We start from the raw sequence: 22,802 nt of genomic DNA, 5'->3' as shown, positions 1-22,802 counted from the left end.
ATGACGCTTCTTCATGGCTCTATATGGTTGGACTGATAACTCAAAGTAATGTATCTAGTTGGAGATATTTCTATTGATTATCCTGATTCTGTTCGGTGCTCGTTGATTGAGAGTATTGTTCACCAATCTCTGCTCTACGTATCGTCAAGGCATATGTCGTTTCGAAAATGCATTAGAAATATTTTTCCGAAACAGGGCGAAATATTGTTGTCGTTATGACCAATATGCGACTAGAATCCGCGCTAAATCACAACCTCATATCGAGCTTCGTTCGAGTCACTATTTTTAAACTGCTTCACAAATATTGTGAGGCAGTTTTTAGTTGTAGGAAAGGTTACAAGCATGCCTAAAAGCCAAAACATCAACCAACGAATGTCCATCGTGGCATTAGCTTGGCCAATTCTTGTCGAAATTTTGCTACGGACGGCTTTAGGAACCAGTGACGTGTTCATGCTGAGTGGCTACTCAGACAAAGCCGTATCCGCTGTTGGTGTGATCACGCAGATTACCTTCTTTTTAATCATCGTTTCGACCTTTGTCAGTAGCGGTACGGGGATTTTGATTGCCCAATACAATGGCGCTGGACGCGAGCAAGAGTCAGTGAGCGTTGGTGTTGCGAGTATTGCGTTGTCTGTGCTCGTCGGTGTGCTATTGAGTGTGATTGCCGTGCTTGGTGCGATATATCTACTCCCGTATTACGGCTTGGAAGCGCAAGTCGAGCAGTACGCTCATGAATATCTGCTGATAAGCGGTGCGATGACGTTTAACGTTACGATTGGCGTTGTTTTTACAACTATTCTGCGTAGTCATGGTTATTCACGTTCCCCAATGGTGGTGAATTTGATCTCGGGTGTGTTCAACATCATTGGTAACTATATTGCGCTTTACCAGCCATTTGGTTTACCTGTGTATGGCGTGCAAGGCGTGGCAATAGCAACCGTCGTCAGCCAAGTCATCGGTACGTTAATGTTATGGTTTATTCTCGCGCGCAGCAGCATTGAGCTACCAATGTCGACCATGAAACAAGTGCCCGTAGAGATTTACAAAAAGATCTTAAAAATCGGCGGCATGAACGCGGGTGAGGTGCTGTCTTACAACGTGGCGCAAATCTGCATTGTGTATTTTGTGGTGCAAATGGGGACGGCATCGTTAGCGGCTTTCACTTATGCGCAAAACATTGCCCGTTTCTCGTTTGCTTTCGCGCTGGCAATTGGTCAGGCAGCGCAAATTCAGACTGGTTACTACATCGGTAAAGGTTGGGTGAGCAGCATTTTAAAACGCGTACAAATCTACTTCTTAGTAGGATTTGTGGCATCAACGGCGGCAACCACACTGATTTACCTGTTTAGAGAAGAGATTCTGCGCGTATTTACCGATCAACCAGAGATACTCGCATTGGCAGGTTCGTTAGTCATGGGCTCAATTTTGCTCGAGGCCGGACGTGTGTTTAACCTGATTTTTATCGCGGGGCTCAAAGGCGCGGGTGACATCAAGTTCCCAGTGCAAATGGGGATTTTGAGTATGTGGGGACTAGGCGTGCTTTTCTCTTACATCTTTGGCATCCACTTGGGTTATGGCGTTTTAGGGGCTTGGATGGCAATCGCTCTCGATGAATGGGTACGTGGTATCATCATGGCAAGACGTTGGCGCTCTCAGGTGTGGACCAAGTTTAAGGTGAGCTAACGGTTTTCGGTATCGCGCATCACGCTTATTCTGTTGTTAGAAAACAAAAAAAGGCACTGATAGTCAGTGCCTTTTTGTTATTTAAAATCGGGAAGACGTTAGAATTCGCACTCAGCTTGGAACACCATACGCTCTTTGCTGTATGGATGATCCAGCTCTAGCATCTCAGCATGCAGGTGTAAGCGATTCGATTTTTCGCCGTATAAACCATCACCAACCATCGGCATGTTTAACCCCATGTGATGAGCACTGTGTACACGTAGTTGGTGAGTTCGCCCGGTTTTCGGATACATATATACCTTGCTGCGTCCATCTTTGACGTCAATCAGTTGCCAGTAGGTTTCTGCATGTTTCCCGTGTTCAAAACACACCAGTTGACGTGGGCGGTCGTCGGGGTCACCACGCATTGGCAGTGAGATTTCCCCTTCAGGCTCGTTTAATACGCCTTCGAGCAGTGCCATATAACGTTTTTGTACGTCGCGAGCCATAAACTGTTTTTGCAGACTTTTGTTCGCGCGCTTGGTTAAGGCAAACACCAAAATGCCAGAGGTCGCCATGTCGAGGCGATGAATCACAAACGGCCCTTCCACATCAGGGTACATCGCTTGTAGGCGCGTATAAGCAGAGTCCTTGATAGTTTTACCAGGCACTGAAAGTAAGCCCGAGGGCTTGTTGACGACGACCATAGCGTCGTCTTGGTAGATTATCTCCAGCTCTTTGTCTTCTGCCCAATTCTCCGCTAATGGGTTGGGTTCGACGTCCAGCCCTTGCATCATATGGCCTAAAATCGGCTGACATTTGCTATTACACGATGGGTAGAACTTTTTGTGTTGGCGAACTTCAGACTTTGGCGACACACCCCACCAAAATTCTGCCAACGCCAGCGGTTTGAATCCGTATTTAAACGCGTATTGAAGCAGTTTTGGCGCAGCACATTCCCCTGCACCTGCTGGTGGTACTGGGTTTGTGGTGTCCGCAAAAATGTCCACCAAGTCGCGTGTTTCGCCATGGCTGTTTAGAAAGCGGTACTGTTTATGCAGTTTGTGCTGTAAAGCGTTGGAGAGTGTTTTGCGCTGCTCTTTCAGATGAGCAAGTTGCTGCTCTAACTCGGCCAAGCGCGCTTCTTTGATTGCAAGCTTTTCATCCCACGCTTGCTTTAAGTATTTGAGAACGTTTTTCTCGGTGACACTTTGCTTACCCAACTCATCCAACAAGATTTTGAGATCATCGGCATTGAGCGTTTGCTCGCCCTGTTGGCGCTGTCGTTTGCGAGCGGCGCGGCCGTCAATCATCACTTGGCGCTGTGTTTGCTCTTCTTGTTGATAAGCGGCTCGGTCGGCTTGTATTTGCGCTTTAAGATCCGCCAATTCCGGATTCGCGGCACAGGTTTTGTACTCCGCATTGGCGGCGTTGATGGCATCCGTTTCTGCGCGGAAGAAGCCTTCATCGGTCAGCATGTCGTACACAGGAGGGACAAATCCTGGAATCAAGTTTTGGTCAGCAATTTTGCCAGAAAACGCACTTAAAAAGCCGAGCTCGCCTTGAGGGCTTTTTACCAGCAATACGCCAAACATTTTGCCTCGCCCCGTTTCTTCATTAACCAAACCAAAATCGTGTTCGAAGTCGGTTTGCGCTAATAAGTGCTGTTGCAATTGCTTTGAGGCCACAACGCAAAGAGGATGCGGCGTGTAGTAGAACGGAAACGTAAACTGCGTTGGTAATTCATAATCAGAAGTATCAGCAGTAAAACGAGTAAAACAATGTTCAGGCGAGTGCATGGTGGGTATCCGCGCGAGTAAAAAATCGAGCGAGGATTGTACCTGTTTGAGTCAGGATTGCCATGTCGGTGTTGGCACTCGCTCTTGGATTAAGAACAAGAGCGAGTGGGGAAGAGCTTATTGCAGTTTTTGTAATGCAAGCTTCCACTGTGCCGGTTTGTCGTAGTAGGCCGAGTGCGGCAAGGTCAAGTACTCGCCAGTTACTTCTGCAATCAGGGTTGGATAACCACCAACGTGCAACTGGCGCATCAATTGTCGGCTAGTGCGAATTCTCTCACCTAGTTCGGCTTCGCTTAACGTCATGTTTTGCTCCCACGCATCACTTGCTAAACCTAGCGATTCTGCAATGGCTTTGAGCGTCGATGCTTCATTCACTTTTAACCCGAGCTGATAATGCGCAGATTGGATGGCCTTTAGCATGTGCCATGGATTCAGCCCCATTTTTTCCGCACTCAAGATCGCTTGTGTTGGTAGATAAGAATCAAGAACAAACGCATCTTCGCTTTTCACGCGTTGCAGATATGCTTTACCAAACGTCGCTCCGGTTTCGGTTGCAATACGAGCGTCACTGTTGATGATGTGCTGACGAAATTCAGGTTCAATCGCGCGTTTCTCAATCATACCGCCGGGATGAAGCTCTACCTTAAATTGAGAGGTGTCCATCAAGGCTTCGATGAGTGGTGATGCCCCGTAGCACCAACCACACATGGGATCGAAGAAGTAATGCACGGTTACCATGACATTTCACCAGTATGCACTTTCGCACCGATTTCTAGCGCGATTGGCAATTGAGCTCCTGGGTATTTAGCTGACATGGTGTCAATGAGTTGAACGCTGTTATTGCTGTGTTTTTTCGCTTGCTGAAAATCCTGCAAGTATTGTTGCGAGTAGCGAATGGTGTCTGCGTTCAGCTTTGTGCCTGCTTTCATGTGACCAGGAATGACCACTTGAGGTTTAAGCGCAAGCATCTCGCTAAGTTGCTGCTCCCAAGCATTGATGGCGGTTTGGTCAGCGGCATCTGCCATCCACAAATGTACGTTTGAGTACACGGCTACGTTACCTAGAATCGCTTTGTTATCTGGAATCCATAGGTAAGGGCGGTGTGCTGATGTGCCATGGTTACCACGAATTTCAATCTTATGACCTTCTAGGTCCAATGATGCTTTATCGTACGCGACAGGGATCACTGGTTTTACCGGTGCGTTTGCGCCAAGCTTTGGTCCCCAGTACGCTAGCTTTCCAGCCAATTTCTCTTTAATAATTTTTTGAACCGCAGGCGTTGTGATGATCTGCGCATCAGGGAACTGTTGGTGTAAGGCCTCTGCGCCAAAGTAGTAATCTGGGTCCGCTTGACTGATAAAAATGGTTTTAAGTGTTTTGCCTGAGTCCAGCACTTTAGCGGCAATGCGCATCGCGTCAGCTTTGGTGAAGCCAGTGTCGATAACCATGGCGTCAGTCTCACCGTATACCAAGGTTGAGTTTACGTGGAAGCTGTTACCGTCGGCGTTGTAAACCTCAAGAGTAAGGGGAGAGTGGTTTGCCGCTAGGACAGGGCTTGCCATTAAAACGGATGCAGCAATCAAAGTGAATTTTTTCATAATAAGCTCCTAAAGAATTTGGGGCCAAGCGACGATGGCTTGGGAACGGGAGCTATATTAGGAAATTGATACGCTCGGAAAAATACACAATAATGTGCATCACTATTTCTTATTTCGAGCAAATCTATGGATAGAGTAACGGCAGCAAAAGTATTTGTGGATGTGGTGTATTCTGGCAGTTTTACCGCGACCGCCGAGCGGTTAGACATGTCTCGGCCAATGGTAACTCGTTATGTAGAGGCGATGGAGAACTGGCTGCAAACTCGTTTGTTACACCGCACCACGCGCAAGGTGTCCCTCACCACCGCAGGGGAGCGCAGCTTGCCTCAGATTGAGCGCTGGTTAAAACAGGCCGATACATTGACGTCGAACATTGCCGTTGATGGTGAGCTGTCCGGAAAAGTCCGTCTCGCGTCTAGCACTTCATTTGGATTCTCACAGTTGATCCCAGCAGTAAACAGTTTTATGCAAAAGCACCCCAAAGTGCATATCGACATAGATCTGCAAGATTCAGTGAGTGATCTAACCGAGCAACGTATCGATCTGGCAATCCGAATTGCGTCAGATCCCGATCCTTCTTTGATTGGTAAGCCGATTGCTGTGTGCGAATCGGTGTTGGTGGCATCGCCGCAATACTTGCAAACTCACCACGCGATCACGCATCCGCGAGATTTATCTTCACACGACTGTTTGGGATACAAAAACTTTGAGCGTCACGTGTGGCATTTGTCTCAGGGCGACCAGTTCGAATCGGTGGGAATTGAGTGTCGCCTAACCAGCAATGAGGCCACGGCGTTATTGCATGGCGCTTTACAAGGCATGGGTGTTTCGATGTTGCCAACTTACTTGAGCAATATCTATCTCAAATCGGGTCAGCTTGAGTCGGTGTTGCCGGACTGGAAGCCCAATGATCTCAACATTTACGCGCTGTATTCATCACGTAAACACTTGTCTCCTGCGGTGAGAGCTTTCATCGATCACAGTGAAGATTACTTTAAGCAGCACCCTTGGTGAATGCGAAAAGCGTCGTCATCCCGACTTGAGATTCATACAAGATCCTGTACCTTACATGGATATATTTTCGCAGCATCATTTAGAGTTTTCGTTAATGTCACAAGTTTGCATCAAATTTATTGCTACCGATATGGATGGCACATTGCTTGACCAGTACGGTCGTTTGGATCCAGAGTTTTTCGATCTGTTTTTGCAACTGGAAGAGCAAGGCATTTTGTTCTCCGCTGCGTCTGGTCGTCAGTATTACAGCCTGCGAGACACGTTCGCGCCAATCAAAGACAGACTGTTGTATGTGGCTGAAAACGGCACCTTGGTGATGTACCAAGACAAAGAGCTCTACAGTTGTACCATTCCTAAAGCGGAAGTGTTGGAGATTGTGAAAGCGGCTCGTGAGATTGACGGGGCGAACATCGTATTGTGTGGCAAGCGCTCGGCGTACATCGAAACGCATGATCAGCAATCGCTGGAAGAATTTCAAAAGTACTACCACCGCTGTGAATATGTGCCGGATTTGCTTGAGGTCGAAGACGAGTTTATTAAGGTAGCAATTTGTCACTTTGACGGTTCGGAAGAGCTCCTGTTTCCGACCATGAACGCGAAGTTTGGCGCAACGCATAAAGTCGTGGTGAGTGCAAAAATCTGGCTGGATGTGATGAATGCCGAGGCCTCTAAAGGTGCGGCCATTCAGCATCTTCAAGAGACGATGAATTTTACTCCGGCAGAAACCATGACGTTTGGTGATTACCTCAATGACCTCGAAATGCTGCAAGTCAGTGAGCATTCGTACGCGGTTGCCAACGCGCACGAAGAGATTAAGAAAATTGCTCGTTATTCTGCGCCAAGCAACCAAGAGGCTGGGGTACTCAAAGTGATTAAAGAGAAAGTGTTAGCGAAGTAACGCTCATTTATTCGATGTTATTTTCTTCTTCACGTAAAAAGCCCCGCAGTGTATGCGGGGCTTTGTTTTTTTGTGTGTGTGGTGGGAGGGGGTAGTAATGTTCCCGTTTTAGCGTACGTACTTGGCGGTTGCGCTGACTAAAAAGTGTTGCAATTTCCCGTCTGATTTTGGCACCCACAAGTCGTTATGATAATGGTAAATACGACCATTGATGGTCACAGACAAGGTATTATCACCCGTTTGCTCCATGCGAATAAACTGATCCGAAGTGACCAAAAACGGCTCTTGCTCTTCAATGCTCTGGCCCGTTGCCAATACGAAGTAGCCGAATCGGTTGCCAGCATCCGGATCGGTTGAGTAGATTCGATGTCCAACGAGGCTGTAGTCGTCGTTGAGTGCCTGCTCAACCGTTTTTTGCCCGATGGTTTCGTGCGATGGAATAAATACCCAAGCCAGCACACCTGCCGCAATGACTGCCAGTAGAAGCAGTACTTGCATGAACTTTCTCATCATATATACCGTTTAACGTTGAAATTTCATTTTGTACATGCGCTTATCCGCTATGCTGATAAGAAAGTCAACATTGTCACTGTCTTTAGGGTATTGCGCTAAGCCCATGCTTGTTGAAAGTGTTGAGACTTTATCGGAGTTTAATATTTGTGCATCAAAGACGGTATTTATCTGCTCACGTACGTTCTCTTCATTGAGATGTTCACCTTCAAGGATAACCGCGAACTCATCTCCTCCCATGCGATAAACAGTAAAATCATTGAGTGCCATAGAATTAAGCCGCCTAGCGATTTCCCGCAGTACAGTGTCGCCAACTTGGTGTCCGTGTGTGTCGTTGACTTCTTTAAAACCATTTAAATCTAGAATCCAGAGAGAAAAGGGCCTTTTTTCTTGAGTAAATTTGTTTAGGGTTATGAATAGTGCATTGCGGTTCCCTAGGTTCGTCAAAGGGTCGCTGAGCGCCAATTTTCTATGAAAATGGGATTCACGATAAAAGAAATAAGTTAGAGAGATAATCGACAAAACGAACGTCGCAAACAACATATATTGTGCTTGCATTAAGCGCTGGGTTTGACCTTTTTGTGCTTCATAAGCTTTACTGCTTAGGCGGAAGTTTTGATTAACGAAGTCTATTAAGCCTAAATATAGTGTTTGAGTTGAACGATAAAATGCAGCAGCAGCTTGGCTGTCACCTGTTCTAGCTTCTACTAGTTGTTTTTCTAGCTCTTTGAACTCTTCAAAAAGATTAATGAAGTAAAGGTGCATGTTGTTCCGAGAAAAGAACTTATTGGCTTTCGTGCTACTGGTCAATAAGTCAAAGCGACTCCACGCTAACTCGTATTGAAGCTCTGCACCATCAATATTCAATACGTTTTCATCTAACCGTCTGGCCTCGCCGACAAGTTCTGATAGTTCTTTGGAGAGTTGGAATAAAAACCAAGTCGCTTGTTTTTGTTCGTTATTAAAATTTTGTGAGAGTGAACGTGTTTGCTGTAAAAGCACGACATTCGCGAGAAGCAAAGAAACGGCAAACACCACCAGCAGCATTTTGCTGGTGGTAGAATATTGCAATATTCTTTGTTTCTTAGAATAGGGTTCTGATAACTTCATTCTTATTATTTTTCTTTTATTTCATTTACTTGCCATACCATTTGCGCATGATATTTATTGTAGTTTAGCTCTGGATAGAGATTGAGTGGATATATCACCCAGAAAGGGCCTTTATTCCTGACTTTTATGTAATTCTGATCTTGTTGATAAGCCAGTATTGGTTGATATCGAAGAATATCTTGTCGGGACAATGTCGAGTGATAGTCGTTTAAGCTGCTGATATCAACCTGCTCTGGTACCTTTCCATAGACGTGTGTAAGAAGCGTGCTGAGTTTAACGCCTAAAAACTCTGACGAGGCAGGAAGCCAAGGCAATGTCATCGTGTAGCTAGTGGTAGGTAAAGCTTGGATCTCTTCCAGTTCCAGTATGACACTAGGCTGCTGGCTACTACTAAATACGATCGTATTTGCAGACAAGAATGGCGCAACAAAAAACAGACCTAGCGCGACTATCTTTTTCATCATATGCCCTTTTGAGTTTTATTCTTTTTTCTTAGCTAGGACAAAGGTGCTAGCGGTAATTTATTTATAATTATAGAGCCAACCGGATGAGATTTTATAATACGTTATGTTTCAAAAATAACTGTCGGTTTACGTCACGTCAAGGTTATTAAGTTGCTTCTTAATTAAAAGCTCAGAGTATTGGGATGATAGTAGAGTTTCGTAATGATTTCGCGGTATTTAATTGGTTTTTAGTGCAACTTTGTGTCATTTTTAATAAAGATACTGTGTCGGAAATGAGAATTTAATAAGGCGAGAAATGGATGTCGAATTTGTTCTTAAGTTACATTATTTTACATATTTAAATCATCGATATTCAGATATGTATTTGTTAGTACGTAAAGAAAATAAAGTCACCTAGTTTTGGTGACTTTATTTTTTATTTCATGAGCTTACTTAAATTAACTATGCAAACAAATATTTTGCATGGAAGTTGAGGTGCTCTTCAATAAAGCTTGAGATGAAGTAATAGCTATGGTCATAGCCTGGTTGCATTCTCAAGGTTAGGTTTGAATCGTGTATTTTTGCCGCAGCAATCAGCGCTTCCGGTCTAAGCTGCTCATTTAAGAAGCCATCAGCATCACCTTGATCAACCAAAATTGGTAATGGTGATTGTTGTTGTTTTAGAAGTTCACTTGCATCGTATTGCTTCCAGCTTTCAAGCTCCTTGCCTAAGTAAGCAGTAAAGGCTTTTTGTCCCCAAGGGCATTGCATTGGGTTACTGATTGGACTGAACGCTGAAATAGAACGGTACTGTTCTGAATTTTTCAGACCAATGGTGAGCGCTCCGTGGCCGCCCATACTGTGACCGGAAATTGACTTCACGTCAGAGACTGGGAAGTTACTTTCGATGATCGCAGGCAACTCCTCAGTCACATAGTCGTACATACAGTAATGCAGTGACCAAGGTGCTTGCGTCGCATTAAGGTAAAAGCCAGCTCCTTTTCCTAGGTCATAGCTTTCGTCGTCAGCGATACCTTCGCCTCTCGGACTTGTGTCTGGTGCAATGATCGCAATGCCAAGCTCGGCCGCCATACGAAATGCGCCCGCTTTCTGCATAAAGTTCTCATCGGTACACGTTAAACCAGAGAGCCAGTATAGCGCGGGTACGGGATTTGATTTCGTTGCGTTAGGTGGCAAGAATATCGCGAAGCGCATGGTGCAGTTTAGGGCATTGGATTCGTGTGTATATTGCTTGTGCCAACCGCCAAACACTTTGGCTTGGCTTACATTTTCAATGGTCATGAATAAACTCTCTAATTAGCAGAAGGAATTCAGGCTCCCCAAAAGGAGAGCCTGAGGCAGCATTATTGATCCATATGGATAACTGTTCGGATGCTCTTACCTTCATGCATCAGATCAAACGCTTTGTTGACGTTGGCTAATCCCATTGTGTGGGTAATGAACTCCTGTAAGCCGAATTCACCAGCCATGTAACGGTTTACGATTTCTGGAAGCTCAGAGCGACCTTTAACGCCACCGAAAGCGCTGCCACGCCATACACGACCAGTTACCAGTTGGAATGGACGAGTTGAGATCTCTTGACCTGCACCAGCAACACCAATGATGACTGACTCACCCCAACCTTTGTGACAGCACTCAAGTGCTTGGCGCATCACGTTTACGTTACCGATACATTCGAATGAGTAGTCAACACCACCGTCTGTCATTTCAACAATCACTTCTTGAATTGGCTTGTCGAATTTTTGTGGGTTTATGCAATCAGTTGCACCAAGTTGTTTCGCTAGGTCGAATTTGCTTTCGTTGATGTCTACACCGATGATGCGGCTGGCACCAGCCATGCGAGCACCGATGATTGCAGAAAGACCGATACCGCCGAGACCAAAGATTGCCACTGTGTCGCCTTTTTCAACTTTAGCTGTGTTTAATACCGCACCCATACCAGTGGTTACGCCACAACCTAGAAGACAAACTTCTTCAAGTGGTGCTTCTTTGTTTACTTTCGCTAGTGAGATTTCTGGAAGAACCGTGTACTCAGAGAAAGTAGAACAACCCATGTAGTGGAAGATAGTTTCGCCGTTGATAGAGAATCGGCTTGTGCCATCTGGCATTAGGCCTTTACCTTGCGTTTCACGAACGGCCTGACATAGGTTCGTTTTGCCAGATTTACAGAACTTACACTCACCACATTCAGCAGTGTAAAGTGGGATAACGTGGTCGCCAACTTCAACGCTTGTTACGCCTTCGCCAACCATTTCAACGATACCGCCACCTTCGTGACCAAGGATTGAAGGGAAGATACCTTCTGGATCGTCACCTGATAGTGTGAATGCGTCAGTGTGACAAACACCAGTTGCTACGATGCGTACTAGCACTTCGCCGGCTTTTGGAAGTTGTACATCAACTTCTTCCATTTTAAGCGGCTCCCCTGCAGCCCAAGCGACCATTGCTTTTGATTTTATGTGAGTTTGACCAGGTTTGATTTCAAGCGACATTGGATGTTTCCTTTATATTTTCAGTATATGGAGTGACGTAATAAGCGTAGTTAAGGTTTGCTTACCGCGCTTCGTCGTTTTGTTGGTGCTCATTTTAGGTGTTTCAGTAAAAATGATAATCCGTCCATTTTGAAAATGATTTTTACATATGCGTAATAATGATAAGGTGAGCGTGTAAAAAGAGTGCGATGCCTCCTTAAAGCGGAAGGGAAATGGAAAAGGTGATTGACCTGAAGTTAGATAGAGGGGCTAAAGTAGCAAACAGTCAAACCATCAGCTAAGTAAGAGTCATTATGAATAAGACGGATCTGAGTGCCTATTTAACCAAGCTAGGCTTGCCTAGTGAATTGCCCGCCGATTTGGAGTCATTGCACAGAATTCACGTGGCGCAGCATCGTTGCCTGCCGTTTGAGAATTTTGACATCGCATTGCAGCGAGGCGTCTCTGTTGAGATTGAAGATATTATTCAAAAAACCGTGTACCACTCTCGCGGTGGTTACTGCTTTGAATTAAATGGTTTAATGCTTGATGTGCTCAACACTCTTGGGTTTGAAGCGCGAAGTTTGCTAGGGCGTGTACATGTGTCTGGTACACCAACAGGTCGTAGTCATCAAATCACGTTAGTGACGTTAGAGGAACAAACATGGATTGTCGATGTGGGTTTTGGCTCCAATACCCCTCGAGCGCCATTGCCATTTATCCTTGACCAAGTGATTCAGACGGATTTACAAACCTTCCGTTTTGTCAAAGATGCTCAGTTTGGTTATTTCCTCCAAGTGCTTTCAACCGATGGAACGGACACGTGGAACAATCTATACAGCTTTGACCTAGAGTTTGTGTTTGCTGGTGACATTGCATGTAGCAACTTCTTTACCTCGACTTCGCCTAATTCACGTTTTACTAGCGCAAGAGTCGCTGCTAGAGCGACAGAAAGTGGGTTGGTGACGCTGCTTAACTACACACTCAGATGCACCAATCATGAAGAGCTAACAGAAATAGAGCTAGAGCCAGGTCAAACCTACCTGGATGCGTTGAAAGAATATTTTGGCATTGAGCTTGATGCGCAATACGACGATCTTCGTCCGTTACCTGACGCGTAAAGTTTTCCAGTTTTCAAAGCGTAGCGCGACGAGAACAATGTAATCACTATTTGTCTAGAAGAGGTCGACAGGAATACAGCATGGCGAATTGGGAAGGAGTCAGCGAGTTTGTTGCCGTAGCGGAAACTAACAGCTTTACAGCTGCCGCGGCTAAACTGAAAACGTCAGTGGCACAAATCAGTCGCCGCGTATCGGCACTTGAAGAGCGTCTTGCGGTTAAGTTACTGCATCGCACGACGCGAAAAGTTTCTCTGTCTGAAGCTGGACAGCTTTATTATCAGCAGTGCAAACACTTGGTCGAAGGGCTAGAACTAGCTGAGCTTGCTGTAACGCAAATGCAAACCGAACCGCGAGGTTTGCTGCGTGTGACAGCGCCTGTGACCTATGGGGAAATGAACCTCGCACCGCTCTTGCATCAGTTTTTGGAGAAGTACCCGCGTGTGGATCTCGATTTAGTTCTGACCAATCAAAAACTGGATTTGATAGAGCAAGGGGTAGACGTGGCGATTCGTCTTGGCCGCCTGCAAGATTCCAGCATGATCGCAAAGCGTCTTTCGTCGCGTCAAAATTACGTGTGTGCTAGCCCTATGTATTTGGAGCGATTTGGCGAGCCTCACACATTATCCGAACTGGCTCGACATCAGTGCCTAGTTGGTTCGGTCGATTATTGGCATTTTAAGGAAAATAAACGCGATAAGTCTTTGCGCGTATCGGGGAGAATTAAATGCAATAGTGGTTTTGCGCTAATGGGCGCCGCCAAACGTGGTTTGGGTTTAGTGCAGTTGCCGGACTATTACGTTCAAGAAGCTCTAGATAACGGTGAGCTAGTCGAGGTGCTGACCGATTACCGAGACGACCGTGAAGGCATTTGGGCACTGTATCCACAAAGCCGAAATTTATCGCCCAAAGTGAGGTTGTTGATCGACTTTTTAGCGCAGGAACTAGCGGATTAGAGTTTTCAATAACTTTAATACAACTGAAATCGCTAAAACGCCCGGTGATGCCGGGCGTTTTTATTAGGATGAGAGCTGGAATCGAAAAGACATGAACCACTATTGGTTGGATTCCGCGTCTTCACGTTTAATCACTTTGTGCCCATCTTCAGACACGCCTTGCTTCCAATAGCTGCTGATGTAGATATTCTCGCGATCGACTTCTTTCTCATTGCGGAAATATTGGCGCAGCGCACGCATTGAATCGAACTCACACGCACACCATACCGAAGCGTTACCATCTAACCACTCGAGTTCGCGAACGCTATCAGCCAAGGTTTGCTGTTCGGTTAGCCAAATCAACTCCATACCGGCTGGCGTGTTTAGGGGTTGAATGTCGGCTGGAGACATCACGCTGATCACAGCGTAGCCTTTGGCCTCTTCTGGCAGCGTACGAATTTTCGCAGAAAGTGCTGGAAGTGCTGTCATATCGGCAGCCATGAAGAACCAATCCGCCTCAGTATTTAAGTTGGAGATGCTACCTGGCCCAACAATGCTGATCGTGTCGCCTTTTTGCGCGGCCATTGCCCAACGTGCGGCAAATCCGCATTGCAGATCTTGCGTTACGTGTCGGACGAAATCCACTTCGATTGAACTGGTTTCTGGATGAAAGCGTCGAATTGTATAGGTGCGCATGATTGGTCGGTCGTCTTCTGACAGGATGCTCAGATCCGCGCCGCCCATATCGTTAAACAGTAATTTGATGTAACTGCCTTCGCAGTCACGAGGAAAGTGGCTCAGCGCCTCACCTTGCAAGGTAATGCGCTGCATGTTTGGAGTGATGGTTTCTGTGTCTGTGACAACAAGCGTTTTAGGTTGAGGCTTCTTTTTCATTGTTACTTTACTCGATAATTATTCTCTTTCTCATTTAAAGATTATCAAGTTCCCTAACAAGAGGGTAGCGTCTTTAAACAAATTTACACTGTGAATTAACGCCAAAGCCTCAAGCAAAATGCAGTATATGTCCTTTCCCAATTACGTAAAGTGAGTCGTTTTTTAACCCAAAATAGACTTATATCATTGGAATCGTAGACAAAAGCAACAGCGCAGCCATGCTGTAGTTGAACCCCTTAACGCGTTTATCGGTGGTCAACCAACGCTGCAATTGCATACCTGCCGCCGTCCAAAATGTTACCGATGGCAAGTTAGCTAAGCAGAAGATACCGGCGATAAAAGTCAGTTCGAGCCAAGAACCGCCACTGCTGTATACCGTAATGGCCGTCAACGCCATCGACCAACCTTTTGGGTTCACCCATTGGAATGCGACAGCCCCTAAAAAAGACATTGGGCGAAAATCGTGTTTTGCTTCGGTTTTGTCGCTGGTGGCGATTTTGTACGTCAAGTACAGCAAATAACTCAAGCTCAACACTTTCAAAATGGAGTGTGTAATTGGATATGCGTGGAACAGGCTCATCAAGCCAATACCCACCAAAATTAGCATGGCACCAAAGCCGAAGGTAATGCCCAACATGTGTGGGATAGTGCGTTTAAAGCCGACATTTGCCCCTGAGGTCATCAACATAATGTTATTGGGACCCGGCGTAAAAGTGGAGACAAAAGCGAACAACGCCAAAGCGCCCAGTTGATGATATTCCATAGATTGTTCCTTGAATCAGTTCTCGATAAGTTGAGAACAACTATAAGTAGAACTGAGGTCAATATTGTGCTTTTATTTGATGATTAGAAACTAAATAAGCAATGAAACATCATCATGGATAGATTTGACGAAAGAATATTGCAAGTGCTCAAACGAGATGGAAGAATCTCCAATGTGGAGCTGTCGGAACGCGTTGGTTTATCTCCGTCTGCAACCTTACGCCGAGTGCAAGATTTAGAGCGTAAAGGCGTGATCAAAGGCTACCGAGCAGTACTGGATAATCAGCAACTTGGCGTGGGCTTTGTCGCTTATGTGTCGATTGGTTTGGCCTCGCACTCTAAGCAGGCACAGCTGGGTTTCGAAGAGCATGTGCGTTTTGTAAACGAGGTGGTGGAATGTCACAACATTACGGGATCTAACGAATATCTCATACGCGTAGAGACGCAAAATCTCGCCGCTTATAAAGCGTTCCATGCTGATGTGTTGGGTGAGTGCGAACACGTCAAGTCGATCACAACGATGGTGGTGATGGACACACCAAAAGACGAGCGATAGCCAAACGAGAGTGACAGTTTTTGTGGCACATGAATTTGAAGTGACTCGAAAGAGTCAGTCGAGTATGAGAATGGTTCACAACAAATGCTGGAAAGCAGATGGCACTCTTACAATTTCCATATTTATTCTCACCTTCTAAATAATCCCATCCTGCTAGTTTTGCTTAAACCGCTTGTGTTTCAGAGCGGCGAGTCAGCAAAATTAAGGATGAACGATGAAATCACATGTAACACTTCCTCTTTTGAGCTTAAGCGCTGTTGCCGCATTGAGCTCATTTAACGTCAACGCCCACGGCTGGGTAGAGTTTCCAAGTGCTCGTCAAAATACGTGTTATTTAGACGGTGGCTTTTGGACCAACGAGATCCCTAACCAAGCGTGTAAAGCGGCTTTTGATGAATCTGGCGCGTATCCGTTTGTGCAGCGTAGCGAAATTGCAGCAAACGTACCAAATTACCGAGATATGGAGCATGTGAAAGCCGTGGTTCGCGACGGTGAGCTATGTTCTGCTGGCGATACAGCTAAGAAAGGCTTGAACATTCCTTCTCCAAACTGGCAGCGCACCAATGTTACGCCAGATGCAAATAACCAGATTGAATTGGTGTTTTACGGCAAAGCGCCGCACAACCCATCGTACTGGGAATTCTATCTCACCAAGCCAACTTATGATGATTCAAAACCTCTTACTTGGAGTGATTTAGAGCTGATCGACACCGCAGGTGATGTGTATGTTGATGCGGAAAAACGCTACCGTATTCAGGTGACTTTCCCTGCTGATCGTTCGGGCGATGCGGTACTTTACACTCGTTGGCAGCGTATTGATGTCGCTGGGGAAGGTTTCTACAACTGTAGTGACATTACGTTAAACGGAACAGGCACGACGCCACCGACTGACCCTGTTGATCCAACCGAACCGGGCAATAATCTGACATCTCTAGGCTACTTTGTTCAGCAAGGTTTCGGACCAGTAGAAGCGGGTGACACCATCCGTTTTCGTACGTTTAATGCGACAGGCAATGAAATTGTCGATATTTCACTACCAATCAGTGCGAACAATACGGCGACTTGGGCGGCAGAAATAGCAGATCAATTTAACGCGCAGCAAACGGGCGATTGGTATGTGGGCATTTGGCATCAAGAGATGAGCCACTACATGTTCGATAGTAACAACGTGAATGCGAACCAAGTATTAGCGCCAAGCGCAGACTTCAGTTATGCGTTGTCACTGATCAAAGCGGATGTACCGCCACCAGTTGAACCAACCAACTTGTGGGACAAGACGGCTGTTTACGACCAAGGTGATGTGGTGACGCACAACGGTAAAGAATGGACCGCTCAGTGGTGGACGTCTGGTGAGGAACCAGGCACAACGGGTCAATGGGGGGTATGGCGTTAAGCCAGTTATTCGGGCCCTGATCAATAAAACCCTTCTCATGTGAGAAGGGTTTGTTTTTTTAGCCTAAAACGATCACTTTGGTCGAGTGGTTGTCTTGAAAATCAGAGCACATATCGTTATTCGCTTGCTCTCCACTCGCTCCAGTTGAGCATCGCGTAGTCTGCCAGTTTGAGCATCGGAATGTCTTCGTGTGTATCACCGTAGGCATAAACAGACGCAAATTCGTCGAGCGAAAACGTGGCCCTAACGCGCGAGACTTTTTTTTCTAAACTACAATCACCTTGCTGGTAAAAGCCACTCAGTTTTGGCTGTTCTGAGATCAGTTCACTGCACAGCAAGTGGTAACCGTTCGCTTCACACCAAGGCTTGAGATACGCATTGAGTGATGCCGACACCACCACAATGGTATCGCCTCTGTGCTGATGCCACGCCAACCTTTCCATCGCTTCTGGCCGTAAGTACAGCGGGATCACTTCATGGGCAAACTGAGTGCCAATCGCTTCAATTTTCTGCGTTTCTTTCCCTGAAAATGCAATAAAACTGCTGAGAGGGCGCATAACACGAGCGGGTAACACTCCGAGTTTGTACAGCGCATAAAATGGCATGATAGCGACCTTTCCTATTCGTTTGCGCAGGCCATAAGCAGAATAGTGGAGGAAAAGGCTAAACATATCCTCTCGGGTGATGGTGCCATCAAAATCAAACAGTGCCAGTGACGGCTTAGTAGTATCGAGCAAATTCAGCGCCTATTTTTTGGTTTAAGATGGTTTTGTGTTTATTGATAAAACACCGCCAACCAGATGGTTTCTTGCGTTGGGTCAGTCCAGCTCACTTTGTGTTTGGTATGAGCTGGAATCGTAACGTGATCGCCTGCCTCAAGTCGTTGCACGACACCTGATTCAAAAGTCAGCTCTCCTGCTCCTTTAAGAACCAAGACCCATTCATGTTCTTCTTGATCGTACCAGCCACTTTCGGGCGAGGTTTGCCCCGTTGAGACAATGCGTTCTATACGCAGGTTTTTGTGGGTCAGCAGGTCTTCGAACACTTCCTCGTCGAGGTTATTCGGTAAGTCTTTAAACAGGTTCATGGCCTTTCCTTAGAGAATGATCAGTCCAAAAGGCGCAAGCAATTGCTCTTGTTGCCAATCACAAATTTTAACACCAAACAGAGAAACGCGGCGAACATCCAGCCCGTCTAGTTCGACATGAGTCAGATCACACTGCTCAACGTTAAAGGTTCCCCATTGTTCTGGCGAGAATTCGCAGCGAGATAAATCCGAGCCTTTGAGAGTTGCCCCTGCGAGGTTCGCACCGTTCCAACGGTTTTCAAAGAGGTCACATTTTTCTAGTAACACTCGCTCGAAGTTACAGTAGGTGAGGTTGCAGCCAGTAATAAAAGCAGAACAGAAAAACATGGTGTTACTGACGCGATTAGCAAAGTTCGCACCTTGGAAGTTTGCCCCTTTGAGATCGCACTTACGTAGCTCCAAGCCCATACAATTTGCGCCGTTAAACAGGCTCATCGCCAACATGCAGTTCGTAAAGCTAGCGTCTTTTAAGTTCGCGAAGCGAAAACTACACCCTTCTAGCGCTTTGGATTCGATAAAGCGACAGTCGATGAACTTAGCATCGCGCAGATCGGCATGGTCGAAACAGCACATATAAAAGTGGCAGTTTTTAAAGGTAGCATTCTGAAAATCGTGATGAGAAAAGTTTTCTCGTTCAAAAATGAGATCGGTTTTTAACATGTCTTCTCCTTAGCTGCGAGCAGACTAGCACTCCAAGTGACTGATTTTCCATAAAAATAACTTCTTGTATTTCAGTGCTTTACAAACCCCTCAAATCGCGATTTTAAGGGGGCAAACGAGCGTTTTAAGTGGGTTGTTTTTTGAAAATAGAAGACGTAGAGGACGAAAAAAGTTTTTGCTGGCTACGAGCCTTAACGAGAGGATTCGCATTTATGGGTATGCATGGCAACTCACACGCACAGTTTGCATTACAGAATTGTATCCTATTTGCATAATTTGTTGATCAATATGGCGTTTCTCCATACAAAAAACCTATATTTTTCACAAATTGATTTCCATCAAAATAGTAGGGTTTCTATGTGCTAGATTGCGCACAGCTCAAAAAGATATAGATACCCGTGTGCTTCAAGGCGCTGAGTTTACTTGAAATCTCAGATCAGTTAGTAGGCACCCCTTTGGGTACGACATAACGAAGCCCTACGAAAGGAAATAAAAATGAAAAAAACAATCTGCAGTCTAGCAGTGGTTGCTGCACTCGTGTCACCAAGTGTTTTCGCTCATAAACAAGGTGACTTCGTTCTTCGTGTTGGTGCGGCGTCTGTCGTTCCAAATGACAGCAGTGATAAGATTCTTGGTTCTCAAGAAGAGTTAGAAGTTGACTCAAATACGCAGCTTGGTTTGACGTTTGGCTACATGTTCACAGACAACATCAGTTTAGAGCTTCTAGCAGCAACACCATTCAGCCACGACATTTCGACAGATTTGGTTGGTAGTGATATCGCGAAAACCAAACATTTACCACCAACGCTAATGGTGCAGTACTATTTTGGCGAGTCTCAAAGTAAGTTCCGTCCATACGTTGGTGCAGGTCTGAACTACACCATATTCTTTGATGAAGATTTCAATAGTACGGGTAAAGGCGCTGACCTGTCAGATTTGAAATTAGATGATTCATTCGGTCTAGCAGCGAATATTGGTGTGGATTATATGATCAACGATCAATGGTTCCTCAACGCCGCTGCGTGGTACGCAAACATTGAGACAGAAGCAACTTATAAAGCAGGTGGAGTGAAGCAAAAAACCGACGTCAAAATTAACCCTTGGGTATTTATGATCAGCGGCGGTTACAAGTTCTAAGAAAAACCGTTAGTTACACGCACATTACTATTATTGGCATGACTTTGGGGGCGGTTACGGGGACTGCCCCTCTTTTTTATCCTCGTTTTGATTGCACATCATTTACTCCACTTAGCAACATGCAAAATTGGATCTTTACCTTGCAGATCATTTTATTGTCGGAAGATCGAAAAGTCCTACACTGATCACATAATTGAACAAGTGGACAATATAAATGAGCGACGACATCGCAAAGCATTCCTCCTCCAGATCTAATCTGGTAAAAACTCTTTTCTTTACTCTCTGTGTTATCGCATTTGGTGCGATGTATTGGTCTTGGCAGTATTCAGACAGTCACCCAAGCACGGAAGATGCCTACGTTAGGGCAAAAATTTTGTCGGTAGCGCCTCAGGTAAAAGGCCAAGTGGTTTCTGTGGATGTCAAAGACTTCCAATCTGTTAACAAAGGTGACCTACTGCTGAAGATAGATTCACGCCCATATTTGTTGGCAGTGAAGCAAGCAAAAGCGGCATACCAATTGGCGGTCCAGCAACATGACGTTGCCGATAAGCAGGTAACTGAAGCTGTTGCGGGCTTAGATGCGGCGCGCTCTAACCTGATAGAAGCGCAAGTAGAGTACAAACGTACGGATTCCCTAGTGAAACGCAAACTGGCGTCGGACCAAGATTTAGATACGGCGAAAAACAAACTCGCCAATGCCCAAGCGAGCCTAGAGCAAGCACGTGCGACGGTAGAAAAAGCCATTGCGAACCGTGGTGAAGAAGGCGCAGAGGCTGCGGTCGTTCAACAAGCGGCAGCACAGTTAGCGCAAGCGGAGCTGAACTTGAGCTACACCGACATTACGTCACCAGTGGATGGCATTGCCGGTGAAATCAATACGCACGTAGGCTCGGTCGTTAGCGTGGGTCAAACGTTGTTCCCTGTGATTTTAAAAGACAGCTATTGGGTACGCGCGAACTTTAAAGAAACCGATCTTACTCATATTAAACCTGGCATGCATGCGGATGTGGTGATTGATATGTACCCAGACGTGGTTTGGAAAGCAACGGTAGAGCAGCTGTCGCCTGCGAGTGGTACATCGTTCTCCTTGATGCCACCAGAAAACGCAACGGGTAACTGGGTTAAAATCAAACAGCGTTTCCCTGTCCGTTTGGCATTAGAAGTACCGGCCGATGCGCCGCAACTTCGCGTGGGTGCGAGCTCAGAAGTCACCATTGATTTGCAAAGTAGCGTGCAATGAGCCATCAAATTACGGCAGACAAACGGGGGATTGCCACCGTTGCCGTGATGCTTTCTGCCATCATGGTGTTAATCGATATGACCGTTGCGAACGTGTCGCTATCGCACATGATGGGCGCGTTGGGCGCAACGGCAGACCAAATTACTTGGGTGCTGACGGGTTACAGCATGGCGGAAGCGATCTTCATTCCGATGACCAGTTTCTGGGTGTCGCGCTTTGGTGAACGCAAAGTCATGCTGGTTGCCGTGGTCGGTTTTGTGATTGCCAGTGCGCTTTGTGGGCAAGCACAGTCTCTTGAAGAGATGGTGCTGTTTCGCATTATCCAAGGCGCTTTCGGCGCGTCGGTGATTCCATTGGCGCAGTCGACGTTAGTGCAGATTTATCCGTACGAACAAAAAGGCAAAGCGATGGCGATTTTCTCCATCGGCATTTTGCTTGGTCCTATTTTGGGCCCAGTCGTGGGTGGTGTGATCACCGACAACATTAACTGGCGCTGGATTTTTTACATCAACTTGCCATTCGGTTTGATCTGTACCTCTTTGATTTATCGTTATATCCACATCGACAACAAATCCAAACCTAACTTTGACTGGTGGATCATCGGTTACATGGCGTTAGGTGTGGGCGCGTTGCAGTTTGTGTTGGATAAAGGGAACGAAGAAGACTGGCTCAACTCACGCATGATCCAGACGGCGATATTGCTCGCAGTAATGGGATTGGTGATGTGGATCTATCGCAGTTGGAAAACCAAAAGTCCAATAGCGCCATTATGGCTACTGAAAGACCGAAACCTTATGGTCTCGTCATTGATGATTGCCGTGGTGTCGATGGCGATGTTTGGTCTGACGACTCAACAACCAATGCTGTTGGAAAGCTTGCTGGATTATCCGGTCTCAACCACTGGCTTATTAATGGCACCTCGTGGGTTGGCGTCAGCGGCGATGTTGATTTTGGTGATTAAGCTCAATCCGCAATTCGATCCCAGAATCAAAATAGTCTTTGGCTTGAGCTGCATCGGGATTGGTAGCTATTTGATGACGCAGTACTCACTGCAGATCGATACATTTTGGATTGTGATGCCGAGTATGATTCAGGGGATGGGGCTTGGTTTAACTTTCTCGACGCTATCCACCTTGGCGTATTTAACGATTCCGAAAGAGCAATCTGTTGCGGCGGCGAGTATTTACAATCTGTTCCGTACCATTGGTAGTTCGTTTGGTATCTCTATCGCAACCACGTTCCAATATCGTGATAGTCAGCAGCAATGGCATGCGCTGGGAGAGGGTATTAATCCTTATAATCCTAACTTGCATGACTGGGCGGCCAATCAGGGGCTTTCTATTACCGACTCGGTTGCGTTAGACCAATACCAACAGATGTTGCAGCAGCAATCGCAAATGGTCGCGTTTGTGCACACCTTCCAGCTTGTGGGAGTGATGTTCGTGATCATGATGCCGATGCTGGTTTTCATTCGGTCGCGTGAATAACATGAAG

The 22,802-nt window shown here is 46.0% G+C and carries 23 protein-coding genes; 10 read left to right on the top strand and 13 right to left on the bottom strand.

The features are described from left to right. Positions 1-342 precede the first annotated feature (342 nt). Positions 343-1,683, top strand: a complete 1,341-nt coding sequence (locus tag R7F64_RS00290) for an MATE family efflux transporter (RefSeq protein ID WP_136976766.1) — start codon at positions 343-345, stop codon at positions 1,681-1,683. A gap of 98 nt (positions 1,684-1,781) precedes the next feature. Here R7F64_RS00290 and R7F64_RS00285 read toward each other — a convergent pair whose 3' ends face one another. The 3 genes from R7F64_RS00285 to R7F64_RS00275 form a co-directional block, all read right to left on the bottom strand. After that, entirely contained in the window at positions 1,782-3,461 is a 1,680-nt protein-coding gene (locus tag R7F64_RS00285) for an RluA family pseudouridine synthase (RefSeq protein ID WP_318071353.1), read from the bottom strand. Positions 3,462-3,578: 117 nt separating this feature from the next. Then, positions 3,579-4,199, bottom strand: a complete 621-nt coding sequence (locus R7F64_RS00280; protein WP_318071352.1) for a DsbA family protein — start codon at positions 4,197-4,199, stop codon at positions 3,579-3,581. Next, positions 4,193-5,059: an MBL fold metallo-hydrolase gene (locus R7F64_RS00275; protein ID WP_318071351.1), complete on the bottom strand. Its 867-nt coding sequence runs from the start codon at positions 5,057-5,059 to the stop codon at positions 4,193-4,195. The genes R7F64_RS00280 and R7F64_RS00275 overlap by 7 nt, the downstream gene beginning before the upstream one ends. 126 nt (positions 5,060-5,185) lie before the next feature. Between R7F64_RS00275 and R7F64_RS00270 the strand changes: the two genes are divergently transcribed. Beyond that, the gene (locus R7F64_RS00270; RefSeq protein WP_318071350.1) at positions 5,186-6,073 is read left to right on the top strand and encodes a LysR family transcriptional regulator; all 888 of its coding nucleotides are present in this window, start codon (positions 5,186-5,188) and stop codon (positions 6,071-6,073) included. A gap of 94 nt (positions 6,074-6,167) precedes the next feature. After that, complete coding sequence (locus R7F64_RS00265; protein WP_054575260.1) at positions 6,168-6,971, top strand: Cof-type HAD-IIB family hydrolase; 804 nt, start codon at positions 6,168-6,170, stop codon at positions 6,969-6,971. 108 nt (positions 6,972-7,079) lie between these two features. Here R7F64_RS00265 and R7F64_RS00260 read toward each other — a convergent pair whose 3' ends face one another. From R7F64_RS00260 to R7F64_RS00240, 5 genes are all read right to left on the bottom strand, one after another. After that, complete coding sequence (locus R7F64_RS00260) at positions 7,080-7,469, bottom strand: hypothetical protein (protein ID WP_242013632.1); 390 nt, start codon at positions 7,467-7,469, stop codon at positions 7,080-7,082. Positions 7,470-7,493: 24 nt separating this feature from the next. After that, positions 7,494-8,591, bottom strand: a complete 1,098-nt coding sequence (locus tag R7F64_RS00255) for a GGDEF domain-containing protein (protein WP_005383270.1) — start codon at positions 8,589-8,591, stop codon at positions 7,494-7,496. A 5-nt stretch (positions 8,592-8,596) separates the two neighbouring features. Next, the gene (locus tag R7F64_RS00250; protein ID WP_005374384.1) at positions 8,597-9,052 is read right to left on the bottom strand and encodes a hypothetical protein; all 456 of its coding nucleotides are present in this window, start codon (positions 9,050-9,052) and stop codon (positions 8,597-8,599) included. Positions 9,053-9,496: 444 nt separating this feature from the next. Next, positions 9,497-10,336 carry an S-formylglutathione hydrolase gene (gene fghA / locus R7F64_RS00245; RefSeq protein WP_005374382.1) on the bottom strand — a complete coding sequence of 280 codons (840 nt, stop codon included), beginning with the start codon at positions 10,334-10,336 and terminating at the stop codon, positions 9,497-9,499. Between the two features lie 62 nt (positions 10,337-10,398). Further along, complete coding sequence (locus R7F64_RS00240) at positions 10,399-11,547, bottom strand: S-(hydroxymethyl)glutathione dehydrogenase/class III alcohol dehydrogenase (protein ID WP_047102498.1); 1,149 nt, start codon at positions 11,545-11,547, stop codon at positions 10,399-10,401. A 293-nt stretch (positions 11,548-11,840) separates the two neighbouring features. Between R7F64_RS00240 and R7F64_RS00235 the strand changes: the two genes are divergently transcribed. Together R7F64_RS00235 and R7F64_RS00230 are read left to right on the top strand one after the other, a co-directional pair. After that, on the top strand, positions 11,841-12,647 hold the full coding sequence (locus R7F64_RS00235) for an arylamine N-acetyltransferase family protein (RefSeq protein ID WP_017633835.1): 807 nt from the start codon (positions 11,841-11,843) through the stop codon (positions 12,645-12,647). An 80-nt stretch (positions 12,648-12,727) separates the two neighbouring features. Further along, positions 12,728-13,600, top strand: a complete 873-nt coding sequence (locus tag R7F64_RS00230) for a LysR family transcriptional regulator (RefSeq protein WP_017633836.1) — start codon at positions 12,728-12,730, stop codon at positions 13,598-13,600. A gap of 99 nt (positions 13,601-13,699) precedes the next feature. On the opposite strand, the gene R7F64_RS00225 is transcribed toward R7F64_RS00230, so the two are convergent. Continuing rightward, positions 13,700-14,473 (bottom strand): siderophore-interacting protein, encoded by a 774-nt coding sequence (locus R7F64_RS00225; protein ID WP_053303996.1) that lies wholly within the window; start codon positions 14,471-14,473, stop codon positions 13,700-13,702. A 178-nt stretch (positions 14,474-14,651) separates the two neighbouring features. After that, positions 14,652-15,236 (bottom strand): LysE family translocator, encoded by a 585-nt coding sequence (locus R7F64_RS00220; RefSeq protein ID WP_064369529.1) that lies wholly within the window; start codon positions 15,234-15,236, stop codon positions 14,652-14,654. A gap of 114 nt (positions 15,237-15,350) precedes the next feature. On the opposite strand from R7F64_RS00220, the gene R7F64_RS00215 reads away from it, so the two are divergent. Beyond that, the gene (locus R7F64_RS00215) at positions 15,351-15,791 is read left to right on the top strand and encodes an Lrp/AsnC family transcriptional regulator (protein WP_031780811.1); all 441 of its coding nucleotides are present in this window, start codon (positions 15,351-15,353) and stop codon (positions 15,789-15,791) included. A gap of 214 nt (positions 15,792-16,005) precedes the next feature. After that, positions 16,006-17,184: a lytic polysaccharide monooxygenase gene (locus tag R7F64_RS00210; RefSeq protein ID WP_149191659.1), complete on the top strand. Its 1,179-nt coding sequence runs from the start codon at positions 16,006-16,008 to the stop codon at positions 17,182-17,184. Positions 17,185-17,300: 116 nt separating this feature from the next. On the opposite strand, the gene R7F64_RS00205 is transcribed toward R7F64_RS00210, so the two are convergent. From R7F64_RS00205 to R7F64_RS00195, 3 genes are read right to left on the bottom strand one after another with little or no spacing between them, the layout of a single operon-like run. Further along, on the bottom strand, positions 17,301-17,921 hold the full coding sequence (locus tag R7F64_RS00205; RefSeq protein ID WP_215810140.1) for an HAD-IB family hydrolase: 621 nt from the start codon (positions 17,919-17,921) through the stop codon (positions 17,301-17,303). Positions 17,922-17,959: 38 nt separating this feature from the next. Next, the gene (locus R7F64_RS00200; RefSeq protein WP_005383281.1) at positions 17,960-18,271 is read right to left on the bottom strand and encodes a cupin domain-containing protein; all 312 of its coding nucleotides are present in this window, start codon (positions 18,269-18,271) and stop codon (positions 17,960-17,962) included. Positions 18,272-18,280: 9 nt separating this feature from the next. Beyond that, the gene (locus R7F64_RS00195; protein ID WP_005374358.1) at positions 18,281-18,931 is read right to left on the bottom strand and encodes a Qnr family pentapeptide repeat protein; all 651 of its coding nucleotides are present in this window, start codon (positions 18,929-18,931) and stop codon (positions 18,281-18,283) included. 495 nt (positions 18,932-19,426) lie between these two features. Here R7F64_RS00195 and ompW point away from each other — a divergent pair, with 495 nt between their 5' ends. From ompW to R7F64_RS00180, 3 genes are all read left to right on the top strand, one after another. Next, positions 19,427-20,068, top strand: a complete 642-nt coding sequence (ompW, locus tag R7F64_RS00190; protein WP_017634373.1) for an outer membrane protein OmpW — start codon at positions 19,427-19,429, stop codon at positions 20,066-20,068. A gap of 214 nt (positions 20,069-20,282) precedes the next feature. Further along, a complete protein-coding gene (locus tag R7F64_RS00185; protein WP_149191658.1) occupies positions 20,283-21,308 on the top strand; it encodes an HlyD family secretion protein in 1,026 nt (341 codons plus the stop codon). Continuing rightward, a complete protein-coding gene (locus R7F64_RS00180) occupies positions 21,305-22,795 on the top strand; it encodes an MDR family MFS transporter (protein ID WP_215810141.1) in 1,491 nt (496 codons plus the stop codon). Before R7F64_RS00185 ends, R7F64_RS00180 begins: the two co-directional genes overlap by 4 nt. The last annotated feature ends 7 nt before the right edge of the window (positions 22,796-22,802 follow it).

The sequence above is a fragment of the Vibrio sp. Vb1980 genome, from assembly GCF_033338615.1.
Taxonomy (GTDB): Bacteria; Pseudomonadota; Gammaproteobacteria; order Enterobacterales; family Vibrionaceae; genus Vibrio; species Vibrio alginolyticus.
The sequence above is the reverse complement of the archived record's forward strand: the minus strand, read 5'-3'. Positions and strand labels throughout refer to the sequence as shown.